22 protein-coding genes are annotated in these 21,857 nt (G+C 33.2%); 14 read left to right on the forward strand and 8 right to left on the reverse strand.

Going from position 1 to position 21,857, the window contains the following annotated elements:
• Positions 1-16: 16 nt before the first annotated feature.
• The 3 genes from SOM12_RS03210 to meaB all read left to right on the forward strand — a co-directional run bounded on the left by SOM12_RS03210 (position 17) and on the right by meaB (position 2,486).
• Entirely contained in the window at positions 17-424 is a 408-nt protein-coding gene (locus SOM12_RS03210; RefSeq protein ID WP_095931086.1) for an RrF2 family transcriptional regulator, read from the forward strand.
• A gap of 57 nt (positions 425-481) precedes the next feature.
• The gene (locus SOM12_RS03215) at positions 482-1,123 is read left to right on the forward strand and encodes an NAD(P)-dependent oxidoreductase (RefSeq protein WP_320492369.1); all 642 of its coding nucleotides are present in this window, start codon (positions 482-484) and stop codon (positions 1,121-1,123) included.
• A gap of 265 nt (positions 1,124-1,388) precedes the next feature.
• A complete protein-coding gene (gene meaB / locus SOM12_RS03220; RefSeq protein WP_320492370.1) occupies positions 1,389-2,486 on the forward strand; it encodes a methylmalonyl Co-A mutase-associated GTPase MeaB in 1,098 nt (365 codons plus the stop codon).
• 81 nt (positions 2,487-2,567) lie between these two features.
• Here the strand turns inward: meaB and SOM12_RS03225 are convergent, their stop codons facing one another.
• From SOM12_RS03225 to SOM12_RS03235, 3 genes are all read right to left on the reverse strand, one after another.
• A complete protein-coding gene (locus SOM12_RS03225; protein WP_320492371.1) occupies positions 2,568-4,505 on the reverse strand; it encodes an LTA synthase family protein in 1,938 nt (645 codons plus the stop codon).
• 37 nt (positions 4,506-4,542) lie between these two features.
• Positions 4,543-4,770: a hypothetical protein gene (locus SOM12_RS03230; RefSeq protein ID WP_095931090.1), complete on the reverse strand. Its 228-nt coding sequence runs from the start codon at positions 4,768-4,770 to the stop codon at positions 4,543-4,545.
• A 95-nt stretch (positions 4,771-4,865) separates the two neighbouring features.
• The gene (locus SOM12_RS03235) at positions 4,866-6,248 is read right to left on the reverse strand and encodes an MATE family efflux transporter (RefSeq protein ID WP_320492372.1); all 1,383 of its coding nucleotides are present in this window, start codon (positions 6,246-6,248) and stop codon (positions 4,866-4,868) included.
• Between the two features lie 189 nt (positions 6,249-6,437).
• Between SOM12_RS03235 and SOM12_RS03240 the strand changes: the two genes are divergently transcribed.
• Both SOM12_RS03240 and SOM12_RS03245 read left to right on the forward strand, forming a co-directional pair.
• Positions 6,438-6,956 (forward strand): hypothetical protein, encoded by a 519-nt coding sequence (locus tag SOM12_RS03240; protein ID WP_095931092.1) that lies wholly within the window; start codon positions 6,438-6,440, stop codon positions 6,954-6,956.
• 172 nt (positions 6,957-7,128) lie between these two features.
• Positions 7,129-8,064, forward strand: coding sequence for a DUF6268 family outer membrane beta-barrel protein (locus SOM12_RS03245; protein ID WP_320492373.1), 936 nt, complete (start codon positions 7,129-7,131; stop codon positions 8,062-8,064).
• 2 nt (positions 8,065-8,066) lie between these two features.
• On the opposite strand, the gene SOM12_RS03250 is transcribed toward SOM12_RS03245, so the two are convergent.
• From SOM12_RS03250 to SOM12_RS03260, 3 genes are all read right to left on the reverse strand, one after another.
• On the reverse strand, positions 8,067-8,780 hold the full coding sequence (locus SOM12_RS03250) for a LytR/AlgR family response regulator transcription factor (RefSeq protein ID WP_172426940.1): 714 nt from the start codon (positions 8,778-8,780) through the stop codon (positions 8,067-8,069).
• Between the two features lie 230 nt (positions 8,781-9,010).
• Entirely contained in the window at positions 9,011-10,060 is a 1,050-nt protein-coding gene (locus SOM12_RS03255) for a sensor histidine kinase (RefSeq protein ID WP_320492374.1), read from the reverse strand.
• Positions 10,061-10,311: 251 nt separating this feature from the next.
• Complete coding sequence (locus SOM12_RS03260; protein ID WP_320492375.1) at positions 10,312-11,190, reverse strand: PPK2 family polyphosphate kinase; 879 nt, start codon at positions 11,188-11,190, stop codon at positions 10,312-10,314.
• A 228-nt stretch (positions 11,191-11,418) separates the two neighbouring features.
• Here SOM12_RS03260 and SOM12_RS03265 point away from each other — a divergent pair, with 228 nt between their 5' ends.
• From SOM12_RS03265 to SOM12_RS03300, 8 genes are all read left to right on the forward strand, one after another.
• Positions 11,419-11,913 carry a hypothetical protein gene (locus SOM12_RS03265; RefSeq protein ID WP_095931096.1) on the forward strand — a complete coding sequence of 165 codons (495 nt, stop codon included), beginning with the start codon at positions 11,419-11,421 and terminating at the stop codon, positions 11,911-11,913.
• A 29-nt stretch (positions 11,914-11,942) separates the two neighbouring features.
• Entirely contained in the window at positions 11,943-12,779 is an 837-nt protein-coding gene (locus tag SOM12_RS03270) for a DUF6929 family protein (RefSeq protein WP_320492377.1), read from the forward strand.
• 159 nt (positions 12,780-12,938) lie between these two features.
• A complete protein-coding gene (locus SOM12_RS03275) occupies positions 12,939-13,439 on the forward strand; it encodes a sigma-70 family RNA polymerase sigma factor (protein ID WP_320492378.1) in 501 nt (166 codons plus the stop codon).
• Positions 13,440-13,441: 2 nt separating this feature from the next.
• Positions 13,442-14,407, forward strand: a complete 966-nt coding sequence (locus tag SOM12_RS03280; RefSeq protein WP_320492379.1) for a hypothetical protein — start codon at positions 13,442-13,444, stop codon at positions 14,405-14,407.
• Between the two features lie 70 nt (positions 14,408-14,477).
• Positions 14,478-16,643 carry a vWA domain-containing protein gene (locus SOM12_RS03285; protein WP_320492380.1) on the forward strand — a complete coding sequence of 722 codons (2,166 nt, stop codon included), beginning with the start codon at positions 14,478-14,480 and terminating at the stop codon, positions 16,641-16,643.
• A 53-nt stretch (positions 16,644-16,696) separates the two neighbouring features.
• Entirely contained in the window at positions 16,697-17,284 is a 588-nt protein-coding gene (locus tag SOM12_RS03290) for a phospholipid scramblase-related protein (protein WP_095931101.1), read from the forward strand.
• Positions 17,285-17,398: 114 nt separating this feature from the next.
• Positions 17,399-18,115 carry a 3-ketoacyl-ACP reductase gene (locus SOM12_RS03295; RefSeq protein WP_095931102.1) on the forward strand — a complete coding sequence of 239 codons (717 nt, stop codon included), beginning with the start codon at positions 17,399-17,401 and terminating at the stop codon, positions 18,113-18,115.
• A 111-nt stretch (positions 18,116-18,226) separates the two neighbouring features.
• Complete coding sequence (locus SOM12_RS03300) at positions 18,227-18,733, forward strand: hypothetical protein (RefSeq protein WP_320492400.1); 507 nt, start codon at positions 18,227-18,229, stop codon at positions 18,731-18,733.
• Between the two features lie 161 nt (positions 18,734-18,894).
• Here the strand turns inward: SOM12_RS03300 and mtaB are convergent, their stop codons facing one another.
• Complete coding sequence (gene mtaB / locus SOM12_RS03305; protein ID WP_320492381.1) at positions 18,895-20,229, reverse strand: tRNA (N(6)-L-threonylcarbamoyladenosine(37)-C(2))-methylthiotransferase MtaB; 1,335 nt, start codon at positions 20,227-20,229, stop codon at positions 18,895-18,897.
• 487 nt (positions 20,230-20,716) lie between these two features.
• Between mtaB and SOM12_RS03310 the strand changes: the two genes are divergently transcribed.
• On the forward strand, positions 20,717-21,241 hold the full coding sequence (locus tag SOM12_RS03310) for a hypothetical protein (RefSeq protein WP_095931853.1): 525 nt from the start codon (positions 20,717-20,719) through the stop codon (positions 21,239-21,241).
• Between the two features lie 81 nt (positions 21,242-21,322).
• Here the strand turns inward: SOM12_RS03310 and SOM12_RS03315 are convergent, their stop codons facing one another.
• On the reverse strand, positions 21,323-21,853 hold the full coding sequence (locus SOM12_RS03315; protein WP_320492382.1) for a GNAT family N-acetyltransferase: 531 nt from the start codon (positions 21,851-21,853) through the stop codon (positions 21,323-21,325).
• Positions 21,854-21,857 lie beyond the last annotated feature (4 nt).

Here is a 21,857-nt window from a genome sequence, read left to right on the forward strand (position 1 = left end):
CATATTTTATTACAGTATGATTTCAGGTAAATTTGCCATCACTATTCACATTCTTACTCTGCTGCATAAATTCCCTAATGATTATTTATCATCGGAGTTTATTGCGGGAAGTATTAATTTAAATCCTGTTTTGGTTCGAAAAGAAATTGCCAACCTAAAAGCGCATCATGTTGTAGAAAGTAAAGAAGGAAAAAATGGCGGTACAAAATTGGCGGTTAATGCTGCCGAACTGACTTTAAAACAAATATTCGAAATGACCTTTGAAACTATTGGTTTAGGTTTTGCTAAAAACCAACCCAATCCTGATTGTCCTGTTGGAAAAAACATCAATCAGCATTTGGAGAATTTATACAGCGAAATGAATCAGAAAGTTAGCTTACAGCTGGAAGGTATTTCATTGGAAGATTTTTCGAATCAATTTTAAAACTATTTTTTTAACCTAAACTGTAACATTTTTTATTACTAAATAAATTTATATATTATGAAAATCGCACTTATTGGAGCTACAGGATTTGTTGGCTCAGCAATTTTAAACGAATTAGCAGACAGAAAACACGAAATCACTGCTATCGCAAGAACTCCAAAAGACACAGCAAACGCTACTTGGGTTGCTGCAGATATCTTTAATGTTGATGCTTTGGCAGAGATCTTAAAAGGTCATGATGTTGTGGTTAATGCTTATAATCCGGGATGGACTAACCCGAATATTTACGATGACTTTTTAGCGGGATCTAAAGCTATTCAGGAAGCGGTTAAAAAATCGGGGGTTAAACGTTTTATCACTATCGGTGGTGCAGGAAGTTTATATGTTGCTCCAGATTTACAAGCGGTTGATACTCCAGATTTTCCAAAAGAGATTTTCCCAGGTGCAAACGCTGCAAGACATTATTTAAATATCATTAAAGAAGAAAAAGATTTAGACTGGGCATTTTTTAGCCCTGCTTTTGAAATGCATGCTGGAACTAAAACAGGTAGAACTGGAAAATACCGTTTAGGTTTAGAAAATCCGGTTTTCAATGATGAGCAAAGAAGTATCTTATCTGTAGAAGATTTAGCGGTTGTAATTGCTGATGAAGTAGAAACTCCAAAACATCATCAAGTACGCTTTACAGCTGGATATTAATTTTCTTCAGCCACGAATTCACGAATTTTCTTTTTAAAATCTTTGAGATTATTTTTTTCGAATTAATTCGAATAATATTAGATAAAGATTTTAAAAAGAAAATTCGTGAATTCGTGGCAAACTTTTTTTTACTCCTTTTGAGAATAACAAATTAGCGGAAATTCGTGTAATTGCTTCGCCTGTTCGCTATCGCTCGGGTCGTGGCAAACTAACTTTTTGAAACTGTCTTTGTTTTCTGTACTTTTACATTTCTAAAAAGTGCGTTTTGTCAAATTCTAATAAACAAACTGGTAGCATATCTGAAAAAGCTGGAATTTCACCTCCCGAAATCACCAATATTTTGGCTATCAATCAAATTAAAAATAAACGCAGACAGCAACCCTCTTCGCAAGAATTAATTAATGGTATTTTAGGCGGCAATAGAACTTCTTTAAGCCGTGCTATTACTTTAATCGAAAGCACTAATCCAGATCATTTTGAAAAAGCTGGCGAAGTCATTCAAGGCTGTTTGGCTCATGCCAATAAATCAATTCGAATTGGAATTACTGGAGTTCCCGGTGTTGGAAAAAGTACTTTTATTGAAGCTTTTGGAAAACATCTAACTGAACTTGGAAAAAAAGTAGCGGTCTTGGCCGTTGATCCAAGCAGTTCGCTTTCACACGGAAGTATTTTGGGTGACAAAACCAGAATGGAAGAATTGGTTAAAGATGAAAATGCTTTTATTAGGCCAAGTGCATCTGGAGAAACTTTAGGAGGAGTGGCTCGAAAAACCCGAGAAACGATTATTCTTTGTGAAGCCGCAGGTTTTGATACTATAATTATCGAAACAGTCGGTGTTGGCCAAAGTGAAACTGCTGTTCACAGTATGGTCGATTTCTTTTTACTTTTAAAAATTTCTGGTGCAGGCGATGAACTCCAAGGTATCAAACGAGGTATAATGGAAATGGCTGATGCAATTGTAATCAACAAAGCAGACGGCGACAATGTAAAAAAAGCCAATCAGGCGAAATTAGAGTTTAATCGTGCTTTACATTTATTTCCTCCAAAAAAATCAAATTGGCAGCCTAAAGTAACCACTTGCAGTTCGCTAACAAAAGATGGAATTCCCGAAGTTTGGAGTACGATTTCTAATTATTTAGAATTGACAAAAGAATCAGGATTTTTCCAAGACAAAAGAAACGAACAAAACCATTTCTGGATGATGGAAACCATCAATGAGCAATTGAAACAGAATTTTTATAACCGCCCTGAAATTATTTCATTATTGGAAGAAAACAAAAAAGCAGTGCAAAACAATGAAATTTCATCTTTTGCAGCTGCTTATGAGTTATTAAAACTATATTTTAATAAAGGTGTAAAGTAACAAAGGTTCAAGTGGCAAAGTTTTTCTCTGCTTCTTTGAACCTTTGTTACTTTGTTACTTTGTTACTCTGAACCTTTGAACCTATTTTTTAGGTCTAAGCTTATACTTACTCTCTTTATACAAATTCCCTGCTGTAATAACATGCGCTAAGGCATCTTTTGCTAAATCTTCGTTTAATTTAACTGGAATTAAAGTTGTATCATTTTTGATTTCAAATTGTAATGGTTTCAAATTGGGCTGCATGATCACAACTTGATTCTCAACTCTAAATGCATTAATGTCATTAAACTGCATAATAGATCTTCCTTGCACTTTTGAATCTAATTTTGTCAAGTTGCGTCCTACCATTGGGGTTTCAAAAGGCATTCCTAAATACCCTAACAATGTTGGCGGAATATCAATTTGACTTGCTAGTCTGTCATAAACTGCTCCTTTTGGAACTCCCGGCCCCATAATAAATGCTGGAATATGGAATTTATTTATTGGAACTAAATTTTTGCCGTATGTTCTAGTATTATGATCTGCGATTACAATGAAAATTGTGTTTTTAAAATAATCCTCTTTTTTTGCCATTTCAAAGAATTTTCCAATAGAGAAATCGGCATATTTCATGGCATTATTTACCGTGTTAGGTTTTTTATCATAAGGTTTAATTCTTCCTGCCGGATATTCAAAAGGTTCGTGATTAGAAGTCGAAAACATTAAGGAAAAGAACGGTTTATCTCCTTTTGATTTAAAATACTGATTGGCTTTGGTTACCAAATCTTCATCAGAATATCCCCAAGTTCCTTTAAAAGCATATTTATTCCCATCAGATTCAAAATCGGTTTGATCAACAATATCTTGAAAACCATTTCCATTAAAAAATGAAGCCATATTATCAAAATTGGCCATTCCTCCGTAAATGAAACTGGTGTCGTACCCTTTTTGTTTTAAAGCATCTGCTAAGGTAAAAAAGCCTTGCTGTGAATTTCCTAATCTTACGACACTTTCAGATGGCGAAGGCAAAAATCCAGTCACTACTGCTTCAATTCCGCGAACACTTCTGGTTCCTGTGCAATACAAATTAGTAAATAATGTTCCTTCTTTAGATAATTTATCAAATTCTGGCGTTAATGGTTTTCCGCCTAAAATTCCAACGTACTCTGCGCCTAAACTTTCTTGCAAAAAGATTACTAAATTGTAAGGTTTCTTCAATAAAGAATCTGGTTGCTGGACATGCAAAAACGGAATTTCAGCATCGGTAAAATCCTTCGGCCCTGCGATCATGTATTTTTTTACACGAGCAATAGCTTCGGCTTCATCCATTTTTCCATACATTTTTGTATTTCCTTCATTTTTGATTGAATAGGCAGCAAAAGCAACCGTATAAAATGAATTTAATCCAAGAGCATTTGTTAATTGATCGGTAGAAAAAACAGCATTACTCGCATTAATAGGACGTTTTGAAGTTAGACTAGAACGTGCTCCAAAAAACAATAAAAAAGCTACTAATGGAAATATCATTAACTTGAATTTATATTCTGCACTTGAAGTATAGAATAATTGTTTTCCTTTTTTGAAAGCAAAATAAAGCGCAACTCCTAAAATTAAAAATGTTACGATTATAGAAGTCAGATAACTTTTTAAAAGCATTCCTACTACTTCCTTTGGATAAATAAGATAATCTAAGAAAATCTTATTGGGACGTGTATCATATTGTTTTACAAAATCTGGCGAAGCTAATTCTACAAAAAGAATTAAAAACAGAAACAGAAAACTATATATTACCAGAAACTTATTGGTAAATTTTATCCATTTATTCGGCAAAAAGGTAATTAGTAATGCTGGAAGAAACGACAAATAACAAAGTAATATCAAATCCATTCGAAGACCGATTGGAAAAATATACCAGAAATCTGGCGTTTGAACTACTCTTTCTTTAAAAAGAAAAAATAAAAATACTCGACTTAGAGTGGTAATCAATAATCCGATTGCGATGAAACTAAAAATCGGTTTTAAGAAACGTAAGTTTTTCATTAAGATAGTTATAAGAACGTAAAATTAGAGAAACAAATTACTCTTCGTAACGGTTTATTTCTCTATCATAAAACTCATTTGCTTTTTCAATTAAATCTTCCATTTCGGCATTTAATTCTGCTTCGTCAAGATCTTCAGCTTCTTCTAAAAACTCCACCTCATCATCTTTCAAATTGATTATAAATCTTGGATAATCTAAGTGAATGATAAAAATATCGTCTGGAAAATCTGTGTTATCTCCAAGTAAAAATTTAGGTAATTCCATATGTGTTTATTTTTTTAGTAATTGATTATTATTTTTTTAACCGATTTCTCTTGTTTTAATCTTCAAAATCAGTGAAATATATTTTTCAAATTTAATTATTCTATATCTGATTTCGCAATTAATCTCTTTGTCAAGTAATGAAAACGAATATAAAGACAAATTGCCGCTGCAGTCAAACCTGCCAAAAGTCCGACCCAAACTCCTTGCGCCTTCAGTTCTGTGTGTTCTCCTAAATAATAGGAAATCGGAAAACCAATAACCCAATAGGCTACAAAAGTAATGTACATTGGAACTTTTACGTCTTGTAATCCGCGTAAAGCGCCTAAAACAACAACTTGAATTCCGTCAGAAATCTGGAAAACAGCTGCAATTAAAAGCAGTTTTGAAGCAATGCCAATAACTTCTTCGTTATCTAAAATCTGCCCTGTATTTTCCATATTTAAGAAAATGTATGGAAGATAATCGTGGAAAATAATAAAGAAAATTGCAAATACGGTCTCTAATATTATAGCAAGCAAAAAGATAGAACGGGCAACAACAATCAGTTTTTTATAATCCATCAGTCCTCTTTGGTTACTTACACGCACCATAGAAGTTACACTTAATCCCATTGCAAACATAAAAGTCATCGAAGCCAAACTCAAAGCAATCTGATTGGCAGCCTGACTTGTTTTTCCGATGTTCCCGCAAAGCCAGATCGAAGCGGTAAACAAAACCACTTCAAAAAGCATCTGCATTGCAGAAGGAAATCCGATACTGATAATTTTTTTGATCATAGTTTTTTTGATTTCATTAAAACTAAAACCTTTAAAAAATCGCTTTAAATCATCTCTTCGCGAAAGCATAATATGCATGAACATTACCAAAAATATTCTCGAAATTACGGTTCCTAATGCTGCGCCAATAATTCCCATTTTTGGAAAAATCCAGATTCCGTAAATCAAAACATAATTTATACCTACGTGAAGCACATTTGCCATTACCATCGCATACATAGAATATTTGGTCAAAGACATTCCGTCTGCAAATTGCTTATACCCCTGATACATTACAAGCGGAATCAAAGAAAAAGCTACCCATCCTAAATAAGGTTTTGCAAGAACAATAACATCTTCTGGCTGTTTTAACAATTCCATAATTGGTTTAGCAAACATGATAACGGTAAAAAGTACCAATCCTAGAATTGTACATAGAAATAATCCATGATGAAAGGCAGAACGAATTTTGGTATCGTTTTTCTCCGCATCACCTTCGGCAACGATTGGCGTAATAGCTGTAGAAAATCCAATTCCTAAAGACATCGCAATAAAAATCATACTGTTACCCAGTGAAACTGCCGCCAATTCTGTACTTCCAATTTTACCAACCATTATATTATCGACAATACCAATTAAAGTATGTCCGACCATACCCAAAATTATGGGATAAGCTAGTCTTAAATTATACGAAAACTCTTTGGTGTACTGCTTTAAATTCACTTTTATTCTATTTTGTGCGCAAAGATAGTCAGAAGCTTCGAATTCTATCCTATCAATAAAAATATATCCCAATTTTAAGACAAAAATAAGACGAACTCAATATTATGTAACGATTTTTAAAAATTGTATAACAAAGTCCAAACGCCTCCAATATAATTTTACAACATAGAAATTTCAAAAATATAAGCCATGAAAAAATTACAGATGTTATGTCTAGCTGCGTTCACGTTTTTATTTGCCAACACAACTTTTGCTCAAGAGAGCGGAGTAGAAAATTACGATCAGGGTTTTAGATTAGGAGTCGGATTAAATGGAGGATTACCTACCGACGGTGATTACGACTGGGCTCTTGGGGGAGACGTTCGTTTACAATATGATCTTTCTAAGAAAACATCTTTGACTTTAACAACGGGATTTACAAACCTATTTATGGGAAAAGATGACCTTGGAAACAACATAAAAGATCTTGGATTTATTCCGGCCAAAGCAGGTTTTAAAGCTTTTGTCTTAAAAGATCAATTTTATGTTTTAGGAGAACTGGGTGCTGGTTTTGCGGTAACAAATGGTTACGATAAAACAACTTTTTTATGGGCTCCAGGAATTGGTTATGCCAACAAGTACATCGACTTAAGTGTTCGTTACGAAGATTATCATGATTTTAGAACCAATCAAGTAGCATTGCGTGTTGCTTATGGTTTTAAACTATAAAAAATAGGTTTAATTTATTATTTTGTTTTTGGTAAAAACCCGACGGTCTCAAGAGTCTGTCGGGTTTTTTATTTTTACAACATACCATTGGTCAAAACAAAAGTGCAAGTAGTCAAATGATTTTTCAGGATTGATTTGGAACGCGGTAATTCGCAGAAAAATTAATCAAATCATGAACAAAACAATCTTTTATCTATCGCAACTTTTACTTTTTTTACTTGCCACAGTTGCTGCACGCTCACAATCGGGAATTTCAGGCGAATTTAAACTCGATTTTGTCCCTTTTTCTAAATATGTAAGGCCATTGGACAGTACGAAAACAAATGCCGAAAGCAATTTTAAAAGATCACAGATCGCTTTTGAAGTACCATTATCTTTAAAAATGGATAAATACAATCATCCAAAACTCTGGTCTGTATTTTTTAATAGCAGTTACGCCAAAATGGAAAACAGAAATTACAATATTCAAGATCTACCAGTAGAATTTCAAGGCGGATTTCCGAATGAATTACTCAATACGCAAATTGGAGTTAAGCATTTACGTTCCATTTCTTCTTCATGGTCTTTATTAATAATGGCTTCCCTTGGTGTTTATACTGACATGGTCGAAATTAATAAAGATGATTTCCTTATTCAAGGGGGAATTCTTTTTATTAAACAATTTAACCCTAAACTGGCTTTGGGTGCAGGTCCTGTTTTGACTAATAGTTTTGGTGTTCCAATGGTGCTTCCTGGAATTTATTTTAACTGGGAATCTACTGGAGCTTTACATTTTAAGGTTGCTTTTCCGGAAGGCGTAGAAATAGGCTATCGAATGTCTGATCATTTTGACTTAAAAGCAGTAGCTGAATTAAGCGGAATGACAGCTGAAACCAAAATTGGAAATAAATCTACATTACTCGGATATCAGCAGATAATTGCAGGCTTAAGACCTCAGATGAAATTTGGAAAACATTGGATTTTAGAACCAACTGGCGGAACTACTCTTGTTCGAAGTTTTTCGACGACGAACCGAAAAATTAAAGAAATCTTTAAAGAAAAAAATATTGCAGATCCAAGATTCACTACTACTTTTTATGGAGCAATAGCTCTAAAATGGAAATTCTAGAGCTATCTGCTTAACAAGTTTTTATACACTACCTCTTTCAATAATACTTCTCTTCGAGTTCTTGAAATAGGTAGTTCTTGTCCTTTTATAAATAATCGCCCGCCAGAAATAGAATCTATATGTGTAACATTTACCAGAAATGATTTATGGATTCTAAAGAAAATTTCTGCAGGGAGTGTTTCTTCTAATGATATCATCGTTTGATGAATAATTAGCACTTTATCTTTAAAATGAAGCTTAGCATAATTTTGCATTCCTTCGATATATAAAATATCGATCCAAGAAATTTTCTGAAATCCTTCCTCCTGACGCACATATAAAAAAGGATCTAATTGACTTTGTTTTGGAGAATTCATCATTTGATGCCATTGCTTTGCTTTTAACGAAGCCTGATAAAAACGCTGAAATGTAATGGGCTTTAATAAATAATCTACAACCTGAAGTCTGTATCCGTCTAAAGCATGTTCTGAATAAGCAGTTGTAAAAATTACTAAAGGTGGATTCTCTAAAGATTCTAAAAACTCCAATCCCGATAAATAAGGCATATTGATATCCAGAAATAATAAATCGATCTCTCTTTCCTCAAGATATGAAGTCGCTTCTAGAGCCGAAGCACAAGTCGCTACGGTTTCTAGAAAATCAATTTTAGAAACAAAATCTGCTATTCCGTTTCTTGCTATGGGTTCATCATCGATAATGAGACATTTCATGTTCATAGTTTATTGTTTCTGGTTTGGTGTTTTTTTCACGCAGATTTGTTTTTTAACCGCAAAGAGCGCAAAGATTTACGCAAAGTTCGCAAAGTTTTAGTTTTATAAAAGGACGCTAATAACTAAAGCAATATGTTGAGATTTTCAAGATTAAAAATTCGCGTTAATTCGTGCAATTGCTTCGCCTGTCGCTATCGCTCGAGTTGTGGCAAAAAAATATAATCTGTGGCAAAAAATCATTTCAAATCTAGAGTCACTTCAACAGTAAAATCAGAATCGGTTTTATGGATGTTTAAATTGTGTTTTCCTGGATATTGTATTTCCAGCCTTTTCTTTACATTTTCCAAACCTAATCCTTGATTTTTTGAAGATATTTTATATTGCTCTGTATAAGAGTTTTCGATTTTAAAACTCAATTGATTGTTGAGCTGTTTGCAGGACAAATGCACATATCTTTTTTGGTTCGGAAGCCTTGAAACATGTTTAAAAGCATTTTCAATTAGCGGAACCAAAAGCAAAGGCACAATCTGAAGCTGTCCATTTTCAATACTCCATTTACTTTTAACCTCTAGCTCATTTCCCCATCTGGTTTCTTCAACAGCAATTAAATCTTTTAAATATTTAATTTCAAGATGCAGAGGCACATATTCCTTATTGCATTCGTACAATTGATACCTCAAAATATCCGAAAACTGAACCAATAAATCTGAAGCCAACTTTACATTGCTTTGCATCAGAATATGAATATGGTTTAATACATTAAACATTAAGTGCGGATTAATCTGATCTTGCAAAATCTTAATTTGCGCTTCTAAATGAACCTGCTGTAATTGCGCATGATTTCTTTCGATGACATTATGTTCCTGATAAAATCGAAGTCCGCAAGCAGTACCGCAAATTAAAATCGCTGACGGAATGTTGCCATAAAATCGTGCCCACAAAAATTGCAGAGAATCTACATCTGCTGCTTCAGGATATGCTTTCCTTCTCAAAACCGAATCAGAAAAAACAATATAAATCAATGACAGGCAAAATCCCAAAAGCAGCACAACAATAACGCTTTGTACCGCAAACCAGCTCATTTTATTTTGTTTTAGCGCTTTGGGCAGTATAACATCACTTAAAATATGAGCTAAAACAGCAGAACAAAACAAAACTAAAACAGCCTGAATCGTAGCGGTAAAGAAATCGTAATCTTCGATCATCTGCGCCCAAATCGTGATACCCAACAAGCTCCAAAAAAAGACTAAAAATATCCAATGCCTATTTTTACTGATTGCAATCATTTATAGTTAATTTATTGAGAAAATTTGACTTCAAAAATAGTCCTATATTTTTTGAAACAAATAACAAAGGAGCATAAACCACAAACACTATTAAAATTAGTTTGACGAACTGCGTTTTTGTTTTGACCAATGGTATTTACAAAACAGTTAAAAATTTTCTCAGATATAAATATAAATAACCCCGACAGGTTTTTAAAAACTTATCGGGGTTCAAAAAATTATAAAATTGACTAATTATCTCAATTGTTCAATTATTTCTCTCCTAATTCTTTCTTATACAATTCAATATTGGAAGCCGTTTTTTCGTCTAGTTCAGGTTCTTTAATATCGGTATGTTTTTTCATTTCTTCCCAAATAATTTTTGCTACAATATAGCGTGACATTTCTTTGTCATCTGCAGGGATAATATACCATGGTGCATGCGAAGTCGATGTTTTATTGATTGCTTCTTCATAATATTTCATGTATTCATCCCAATAACCGCGCTCTTTTAAATCGCCTGGAGAAAATTTCCAATTGTGTTTTTCTTCCTCCAAACGACGCAATAAACGCTGACGCTGTTCTTCTTTGCTCAAATGCAGATAGAATTTCATTACGATTGTTCCGTTTTGAGAAATATGCTTTTCAAAATTATTAATCTGTTTAATTCTATTTTCCCAAAAATCAGACGTAATATCGTCTACAGAATTAATATCTGGTAAGTTTTCGGCCAAGACGTATTCAGGATGCACACGGGTTACCAAAACATTTTCATAATGGGTTCTATTAAAAATGGCAAACTTCCCTTTTTCGGGCAATGCAATATAATGACGCCATAAATAATCATGTTCCAGTTCTGTTGAAGTGGGCGTTTTAAAACTATGCACCACTACTCCACGCGGATTAAACTCCTTAAAAACTTCTCGAATCAAACTATCTTTCCCCGAAGTATCCATTCCTTGCAGACAAATCAAAACACTGTATTTGTTGTGTGCGTACATTACGTCTTGCAAATCGCTTAATTTGGCTTGTACCTTATCTAATTTTTCTTCTTTTTCGTCATCATCTGCTTTGACATTCAAAACAGTTGGAATTTCTTTAAGCTTTATTTTATCTACAACTTTAAAATCTTTCGGATCTATTGATTTCATATCTTTTTCAATTTTTGTCTTATAAATATAGTAATTTTACGAAGCATATTCCTGCTATTCATTGCAATACTTTTCAATAAACTGCTTTTTTCCAAAGCCATAACAAGAGCTTCCGTTGGTCGCTTTCTTATGTCAGGAAAAAATGCAATTTCTTTTCAAAGTATTTCCATTTCTATCAGGGCTAGACATTCATTTTCAAAATAACAATTCAAGTATTTCAAATTCATAATGAAAAAGATATTTCTAATTGTATTTTTACTTTTCTTAAATAAGTCTTACTGTCAAGATGGAAATTACTCAAATCCTGAAAAAGCTTTAATTAAAGTATATGGAAAATGTTACGAGGATTTAAAGTCAATTGAAGGAACAAGAGGTCTTATTCCTGAAAAGAAAAATGTAAAATTCTGTTCCCTATACCAATGTGTTTCAAGAATTGAATATGCAGAGAAACAGAAAGATATCGAAAAAGCAATTATCAAAAGAGCTGTAGAAATAACTGTTAGACTTTATAGCGAAGGAACTCCTGTATATTTAATCTACGGGATGAACAGTTCAAGCCAAGCCGATTGGGATAATCAAATTTTGACAGACGACGATAATTTAGTCTATATAAGTGTTGCAGAATGTATTGTTTCAAACTCTTTAATAAAAATAAGTGAAGCTGTAAATAAAGCGACAATGGAGTTAGTTAATAACTCAAAATCAGTAAAACAAAAAAAATAAAATAACAGAAGCTCTCAAAACAACATTTCATGGAAAAATTCACCTTAGAAATATTATTTCAAATTATCGGAATCGGTTCTGCATCAGGATTATTTTACAATAACGATGCACTTTATGTAATTGGCGACAACAGCGGATTCCTTTACGAATACAATATGCAGAATCAGCAATTAAATCAACACGCTTTAATTGACAATCCGACGCAAAATATTCCGAAAAATCTAAAACCTGATTTTGAATCCCTAACGCATCATAACGACACATTGTATGTTTTTGGTTCTGGTTCAACCGAAAACCGAAATAAAATGATTGAATTTGATATTAAATCGAAAACGGTTTTACAAAAGAATAATTTAGTCGATTTATATGCCGTAATGCAGAATTTCGGAGAAATAAAACCCGAAGATTTTAATCTGGAAGGTGCTATTTTTGATGGAGAAAATTGGTATTTATTCAATCGAGGAAATGGGGCCACTAACAAAAACACCATTTTTACCATTCACGCTAAAAATCTCGGAGAAGAATTTGCTCTGATTTCGGTCAATTACAAACTGCCAAAAATAAAAGGCGTCCGTTCCAGTTTTACCGATGCTGTGTTGGTCGATGATAAAATTTATTTCCTTTCAACTGCCGAAGATACCAAATCAACTTATGATGACGGAGACATTTTAGGAAGTTTCATTGGAAGAATAGACGTTAAAACTATGAAAATAGATTTCACTCAAAAAATTACGGCAACCAATAAATTTGAAGGTCTAACTTTATACAAAAAAGAAAATAATAAAATCGAGTTTTTGCTTTGCGAAGACAATGACACAGAGCTTTTAGAAACGAAAATCTATAAATTGACATTACCGATTAAGTAAAAGCTATTCGATTACAATAAAACCTTTGAACCTTTGAACCCAAAAAAAATATTTTAATATTTTTTTCACCCCCATCCCAACCTTTTTATCTTTTTATCTCTCTATATAAGAAAGACAACAATTGTGATAAACGAGACTCAAATAGCAAACTGTAAAAAAATGCATCGCGACGCCCAGCGTGAGGTGTACGAATACATGGCGCCTAAGTTGTACCGCCTATGCAAAAGATATTTAAAAAAGGAAGAAGAAATTGAAGAAGCATTAGCCGATTCTTTCTTTACTATTTTCACCAAACTGGATCAATTAAAAGAAGCGTATGCTTTTGAAGCTTGGGCTAGACGAATAACTGTAAATCATTGTTTGGCGACTATTAGAAAAGCAACCAACTTCAATATGTATTTAGACGACATAAAGCTGATTTCTCAGCCTTCTGTCGATGAACTGAATACGTTGGAAGAAGAAGATCTACTTAATTTATTAAACCACATTCCTGACGGCTGTAAAACTGTTTTTAACCTTTTTGTTATTGAAGGTTTCTCTCATAAAGAAATAGCCGAAATGCTAAAGATTTCTGAAGGCACCTCAAAATCACAATTGAATGCCGCTAAGACCAAACTGAAAGAACTGGTTAATAAACTTTATTATCAAAAAGCAAAATAGTCATGGACAATCAAGATAAATTATTCGATAAAATAAAAGAAGCTTCGCAAAAAGCCGAGTTTCAAGACTTTCCAGGAATGGAAAAAGTCTGGTCGCGTGTTGAAGAAAAACTGGACAAAAAAGAAGATAAAAAAACAATCGCTTTATGGAAGAAAATTGCAATTGCGGCTTCTCTTCTTTTACTTATTTCTTTAGGATATCAATTTTTACATTCAGATAAAGAAACTGTAACAGAAACACCAAAAGTCGTTTTTGATGCAAAAGAAACCAAACAATCGGAAAAACCAATTTTAGATAAAAAAGTGGCAACTCCAACCTCAGATTCAGAAATAGTTTCTAATGAAGAAGCGGTTAAAATTTTAGAAAATCAAACTAAAAATAAAGAGCGAGTTGCAATTCAAGAAACAATAATTCCTAAAGCAGAACCAATTCAAGCTGTTGCAACACCAAAAATTGAAGCAGAAGCTACTATTCCTGCAAAAGTCGCAATAAGTGAAAGTTTTGAAGAAGAAGATGCTAGTTCTTCAAAAAAAGATGCTTTTGAAGAAAGAAGTTATCTAGACACAAAAAACAGACAATCTGCTAAAGTTGCTTACGCAGCCGCACCCGCTCAAAAAGCTAAGAAAAATGCTCCTCTGGTAATTCTTAACGGAAATGCGATGGCACACAGTGACGATGCTAAAAGAGATAAAATGATGCAAGCAGAAATGTCTAATTTACAGCCTGAAAATGTTGAGTCTCTAGTAGTTCTAGACGATCCTCTATACATTATCGACGGCATCTATTACTCTGAAGAAGATTTATTTGGCAAAAACCCAACAAGTCCTTATGCGCCTTTAGACAAACAGGAAATTAAAACTATAACTATTTTACAAGACCTTGAAGCTACTTCTAAATATGGCGAACGAGGAAAAAAGGGAGTTCTTATTATCACTACTAAAAACGGAAAACCAGCTCCGAAAAAATAATCTTATGCTTTGTCAAAGTCTGCAGCTTTGACAAAGCAAAATCAAAACATTAATCCTAAAACTTATTATCATGAAAAGTCTAAAACTTATTTCATCAGCCATTGCTATGCTTATATGTTTCGTAACCATGGCACAAGAAAGAACCATTACAGGAACAGTTACAGATGAATCTAGCATAGCTCTTCCGGGGGTTCAAATAACTATTAAAGGAACTAAAAAGTATGCTCAAACCGATTTTGATGGAAAATATTCTATTCAGGCACAAAAGGGAGATGCTCTTGTTTTTAGTTATATCGGTATGGATACTCAAACCTTTTATGTACAATCGTCAAATATTATCAATGTTAGACTAAAAAGTAGTCATGCTGAATTACAAGAAGTCGTAGTTGTTGGTTATGGAACTGCCAATTCTGAATATGAAGACCGAAGTTATGCTCGTGCCGAAAGAAAGAGAGAGAAAAAAGACGCTAAGCAGGCACTTAAAGGAAAAGTTGCCGGAATTCAAGTTCAAAATTCTATGGGATATTCAGCTATTCCATCGCCAACTATTGCGATTCACGGTACTGCATCAATTTCACCCATAAACGAACCGATGTACATTATTGATGGAGTTCCTGCAAAAGCCAATCAAATGGCAAAAATTAATCCGAATGATATTGATAATGTTTCGGTTTTAAAAGACCAAGCGGCAACTTCGATTTATGGAAGCAAAGCTTCAAATGGTGTTGTAATAATTTCAACCAAAAATGAAATCTACAAAAACCTTTCAGAAAAAGAATTGGACAAAAAATTAAACATTATGCCAATTCCAACTGAACCAACTCAAGAAGATTATAATTCTTTTGTAGAAAATGCTTTTGAAAGTCCGAAAACAGCGCCACTTTCTACTTTTTCTATAGATGTCGATAATGCTTCTTATACGAATATTAGACGATTTTTAAACAACGGACAGCAAGTACCAAAAGATGCCGTTCGTGTAGAAGAAATGGTTAATTTTTTTAAATATACTTACCCACAGCCCAAAAACGAACATCCATTTTCGATCAATACCGAAGTGAGCGATTCGCCTTGGAACTCCAATAACAAAATCTTGAAAATTGGTTTACAAGGAAAAAACATTCCAACTGAAGATTTACCCGCTTCAAATCTTGTTTTCTTGATTGATGTTTCTGGATCTATGGAAGACATGAACAAATTGCCTTTGCTAAAACAATCATTAAAAATTTTGGTTAACGAATTAAGACCAAAAGATAAAGTGGCAATTGTGGTTTACGCGGGTGCTGCAGGAATGGTTTTACCGCCAACTTCTGGAGATGAGAAAAAAACAATTATTAATGCATTGGATAATTTGCAAGCTGGAGGAAGTACGGCCGGCGGAGCAGGAATTGAATTAGCCTATAAGATTGCAACTGAAAATTTCATTAAAAGCGGAAACAACAGAGTAATCTTGGCTACCGATGGAGATTTTAACGTTGGAAGTTCTTCTAATTCTGATATGGAAAAACTAATTGAAGAAAAAAGAAAAACAGGTGTTTTCTTAACTTGTTTAGGTTACGGAATGGGAAATTACAAGGACAGCAAAATGGAAATCTTGGCTGATAAAGGAAACGGAAATTATGCGTACATCGATAACATTCAAGAAGCCAATCGTTTTTTAGGAAAAGAATTCAAAGGTTCGATGTTTGCTATCGCGAAAGATGTAAAAATCCAGATTGAATTTAATCCAAAACAAGTTCAGGCGTATAGATTGATTGGTTATGAAAACAGAAAATTGCGTCCAGAAGATTTTAAAAATGACGCCATTGATGCAGGAGAATTGGGCAGCAATCATACGGTTACAGCTTTGTATGAAATTATTCCAGCTGGAGTAAAAAGCGATTATTTAGCAGAACAGCCAGATCCTTTAAAATATACTAAAACCGAAAACAGTTCTACTAATTACAGCAATGAATTGGCTACAATAAAATTCCGTTACAAAAAGCCTGACGGCGATAAAAGCATCGAAATGGTTCAGGTAATCGAAAACAAATCGGTAATTTTAGAGAAAGCAAGTGATGATATGAAATTTAGTTCTGCCGTAGCTTGGTTTGGTTTGAAATTGAGAGATTCAAAATTAATCGCTGACAAATCTTCGAAAGAAATTATAAAACTGGCCAAACAAGGAAATTCAAACGACGGCGAAGGTTACAAAGCAGAATTTATTCGTTTAGTTGAAACTTCGAAACTGCACAATTAATAAAAATTATATTACATTTGTGGCTTTATTTTTAAAACTTATTTTACACACGTATGAATCCTATTTTAAGCCAAAATCTATTTTTAGTAAAAGAACATGTTGGAATGTTCAAAGCCGCAAACAATTACGATATTTATCATCCAGAAACCAATCAAATTATAATGAACTGCCGAGAAAACAATCTTGGTTTTTTCACCAAAGTATTTCGTTTTACAGATTATAAAAGAGCAACTCCGTTTAATGTTGAAATTACAACTGCTTCTGGAGAAAAATTAATAACAGTAAGAAGAGGTGTTGCCATCTTTAGATCTACTGTTGAAGTTTTGGACGAAAAAGATCGTTTGGTTGGAACTTTCAAACAAAAATTCTTTTCTATTGGAGGAAAGTTTGATATCCTAGATAAAAACGAAAAACCAGTTGCAACGCTTCAAGGAAAATGGACCGGTTGGGATTTTAAATTCTCTCATGAAGGCAAACAATTAGCGCAAGTAAATAAAAAATGGGCTGGATTAGGAAAAGAGTTTTTTACAAGTGCCGATAATTATGTACTTCAAATTGAAGAGACAGTAGCAGCCGATAGTCCGTTGAGACAGTTAATTTTAGGAGCCGTAATGTGTATAGACATGGTTCTGAAAGAATAACAGAAAGTTGTTAAACTTAGATTAAGAATATCTTTTAAAGCATCATTTTAGTTTTCAAAACCTTATTTTTGTAAGACTTAAAATGATGCTTTTTGCATTTCTAAAAATACAATCATGACCGACTTAAAAAATAAAAATGCCTTTATTACAGGCGCAGGAAAAGGAATTGGAAAAGCTGTGGCAATTGCTTTGGCCAAAGAAGGCGTAAACCTAATTTTAGTTTCGAGAACAAAAAGCGATATTGATCAGCTGGCAGAAGAAACTGCTAAATTGGGCGTAAAAACTTTGGCTTTGTCTGCCGATGTTTCTGACATCAGCTCTATCAATTCTGCTGTTGAAAAAGCTATTGCAGAATTTAAAAGTATCGATATTTTAATCAATAGCGCTGGAATTGCTTCTTTTGGAAAATTCTTAGAATTAGAGCCAGAAGCTTGGGAAAGAATTATTCAGGTCAATTTAATGGGAACGTATTACACTACTCGTGCGATTATTCCAAATATGATCGAAAGACAAACTGGAGACATTATCAATATTTCTTCGACTGCTGGATTAAACGGAAACGCTTTGACAAGTGCTTATAGTGCTTCTAAATTTGCTGTTTTAGGCTTAACTGATTCTTTGATGCAGGAAATGAGAAAACACAATATTCGTGTTACGGCCTTAACACCAAGTACCGTTGCAACTGATATGGCAAAAGACTTAAACTTAACTGATGGAAACCCAGAAAAAGTAATGCAGTCTGAAGACATGGCAGATTTAATCATTGCTCAATTAAAACTGAACAGAAGAGTGTTTATTAAAAATAGCAGCATCTGGTCTACTAACCCATAAAGAATAAATTCTAAATTTTTGAAATTCCAAATTCCAATCTCAAAGTAATTGGAGTTTGGAATTTAAATATTGGAATTTGGAACTAAATTATTGGAATTTTAAAAAAACATGATGGAACAATATTTAAGACAATTGGTCGAAATAGAATTTCAGGATAAAAAACAGATTTTCTCCGGATTTCTTATTGATTATTCTGATGAATGGATTTTGCTTCGAAATAATCCTGTAGATTTTATTTTGGATGGTTTTGTTATTTTGAGAAATAAAAACATTGAAGCCGTAAACCGAGATCACGATTTGGCTTTCACAGAAAAAGTAATTCGGATGAAAGGATTAAAAATTAATTCGGATGATATTATCCCAATTAAAGATTTGACTTCGATTATTAAATTTATTTCTGAGAAATATGGTATTTTTCAGATTGCAAAAAAATCATCTAAATCTGCTTATCTAGGAAAATTAATCGAATTAAATGAGGAAGAATTGACTATCGATTTTTTAGATACGCAAGGTCAGTTTGGAGGAGAATTAAGTTTTAATCCCGAAAAAATTCGAGTTATAGAATTTGATACCGATTATATTAATTCTTTGAAATTGGTTGTTCAGGAAAATGAATAATTTATAAAAACAGAAAAGCCTCTAATAAGAGGCTTTTTTTTTGTCATTCCGAGGAACGAGGAATCACACTAGTAATTCCGTATGCTATAATCGTCAATCTTTGTAGAGTTTCGAGTGTGATTCCTCGTTCCTCGGAATGACAAATACTTTGAGTATATTTTTTAAGCTTCCGCCAATTTATTCAAAAACTCCAAACGTACACTTCCGTCTTCGTCTATTTTTGTTAGATTGATTTCTTGCAAAGTATTTACTAATTTTGGATTCCAAGGTGTTTTTACTTTTACGTAGTTTTCAGTAAACCCATGAATGTATCCTTCTTTATTTTCGCTTTCAAAAAGAACTGTTCTGTTTGTTCCTAACTGGCTTTCATAAAAAGCACGACGTTTTTTAACTGACAAACCGCGTAGCATTTTACTGCGTTTTGCTCTAACATTTGAAGGAACTACGCCTTCCATATCAACAGCTTCGGTATTATCTCTTTCTGAATACGTAAATACGTGCAAATACGAAATATCCAATTCATTTAAGAAATGATACGTTTCTAAAAAGTGCTCATCTGTTTCTCCAGGAAAACCAACAATCACATCGACACCAATACAAGCGTGTGGCATTACTTCGCGAATTTTATTGACACGGTCAATATAAACTTCACGTAAATAACGGCGTTTCATCAATTTCAAAATATCATTGCTTCCTGATTGCAGCGGAATATGAAAATGCGGTACAAAAGTTCTGCTTTTAGAAACAAATTCGATCGTTTCGTTTTTCAATAAATTCGGTTCGATAGACGAAATTCTTAAACGCTCAATTCCTTCTACTTTATCTAAAGCCTGAACTAAATCTAGAAAAGTATGTTCGTGTTTTTTGTTTCCGAACTCCCCTTTTCCGTAATCACCAATATTTACACCCGTTAAAACAATTTCACGGATATTTTGAGCCGAAATTTCTTTGGCATTTTTTAGTACATTTTCTAAAGCATCACTTCTAGAAATTCCTCTTGCCAACGGAATTGTGCAATAGGTACATTTATAATCGCAACCGTCTTGAACTTTTAAGAATGCTCTGGTACGGTCTCCAATAGAATAACTTCCTACGTAGAAATCGGCTTCAGCAATTTCGCATGAGTGAACTTCGCCCATATCGTTTTTGCTCAAATCATGGATATAGTCTGTGATTTTGAATTTTTCTGTTGCGCCCAAGACCAAATCAACACCATCAACCGCTGCTAATTCTTCTGGTTTTAATTGTGCATAACATCCAACAGCAGCAACAAAAGCTTTTTCATTCAGCTTCATTGCTTTTCTAACTACCTGCTTAAACTGCTTATCTGCATTTTCTGTTACAGAGCAAGTATTAATGACATAAATATCTGCTATTTCTTCAAAATCGACGCGGTCAAAACCTTCGTCATTAAAATTTCTGGCAATTGTAGAAGTCTCTGAAAAATTCAGTTTACAACCCAGCGTATAAAAGGCAACTTTTTTTCTGTTTTCCATAATCTGCTTAAATTAATGAAATCGTTGTCAAAAAATTTAAGGCTGCAAATTTACAAACAATATTCATCAAAAGAAAGCAATTAATCTACTTCGAATCAATAATTTGACACTAATGTTAATTTAGAAACATTCGAAAGCTAATTTTTTCTATTTTTATTAAAAAAAAATCTGAGCCTGATATTCTTGAAATTTTAATGCTCTGATAAGAATTAAATGACAAAATAATCGATTAAATGCAAATTTTATCGATTAAATACGTTTTTCTCGGTTTTAAATTCTAAATTTCTTACATTTACCATTGTTATGAATGTAATTCAAAATTAGTTTAGATTAAAGAATTTTGATAAGCTTTAATTAATTTAATAATAATTCGGGCATAACAATTTTGAATTTTACTCGTTATGTTGTTGTTTTGTGTTACAAAATGAAATGGGAAAGCCGAAAACCAAAGAGAGTAGGCAAAATTAAAATACAAATACCACGCTTTATGAAAGCATTTTTACCCACAATCTGCTTGATGTTCTTAACCGTATTTAGTTCGCAAGCGCAAACTAATGCTCCAGCCGCAAATGCAAATCCATTTCCTACTATTAGCACATTGACGACTTGGGCAAGCTTTAACTCACAACAGCAATTTGATGTTGCTATTCGTGCAGTTGGGTTTAAGTTTGAAGTTAAAGAACCTGGTGAAGGATCTACAGCTTATACCTACATTCGTAAAGTAACAGTTAACGAAGTAAATTATACAGATAGAATTGTATACAGAATTACAAACAACAATTCTGCAAGTATCATTTCTTTAGTAACCGCTTCTACTGATTTAGTTAGTTTATACACTCCACAATTAGCAAGCTTTAAAAACAACAACTGTAAGACAGAAATGTCTAAAGACAAAAATACGACTTGCAGCTGTTACGAAAGTGCCAATTTTGCAATCGATCTTTGCGACGAGCGTGTAAAATTAACTATGGGTGACGGAAATAAATATTTTGTTTCTGTAGCTAAAAAATAATATTTTCAAATATTACTTCTTAATTAATTCCAAATCTTTACTGACTTTTAAGTATGTAAAGATTTGGAATTCGTTTTTTATTTAAATTCTGTTTGGATTCTTAAGTTCGTACCAAACTTCTAATTCTTCATCGTATTCAAAAGAATTTACAAAATGGAAGCCTAATTTCTCCAGAATTTTTCTTGAGTTCTCGTTTCCTGCATCTGCGTAAGCATAAAGTACTTCTACTTTCATTTCATTAAAAGCATGATCAATAAAAGCTCTTCCTGCTTCGGTTGCATAACCTTTTCCCCAATGCTTTTCGATAAAACGATATCCTAACTCATAAAAATTTTTATGATTATTTATTTCGTCTGTAATAAATTTGATTCCAGACCAACCAATAAATTCGTTAGTTTCTTTAAGAACAACAGCCCATCTTCCTGTACCAAGATCTTTGTATTGTTTATGAACAAATTTGATATATTCAATGCTTTCGTCAATATGTTTTACAGGTCTATTGCCCACAAATAAATGCACATTCGGATTAGAATCCAATTCAAACATTCCTTCCGCATCAGAAAGTTCTAATTCTCGTAAAAGCAAACGCTCTGTTTCAATTGGATTTTTCATCTTT

This window comes from Flavobacterium sp. CFBP9031 (assembly GCF_034044945.1).
Classification (GTDB): Bacteria; Bacteroidota; Bacteroidia; order Flavobacteriales; family Flavobacteriaceae; genus Flavobacterium.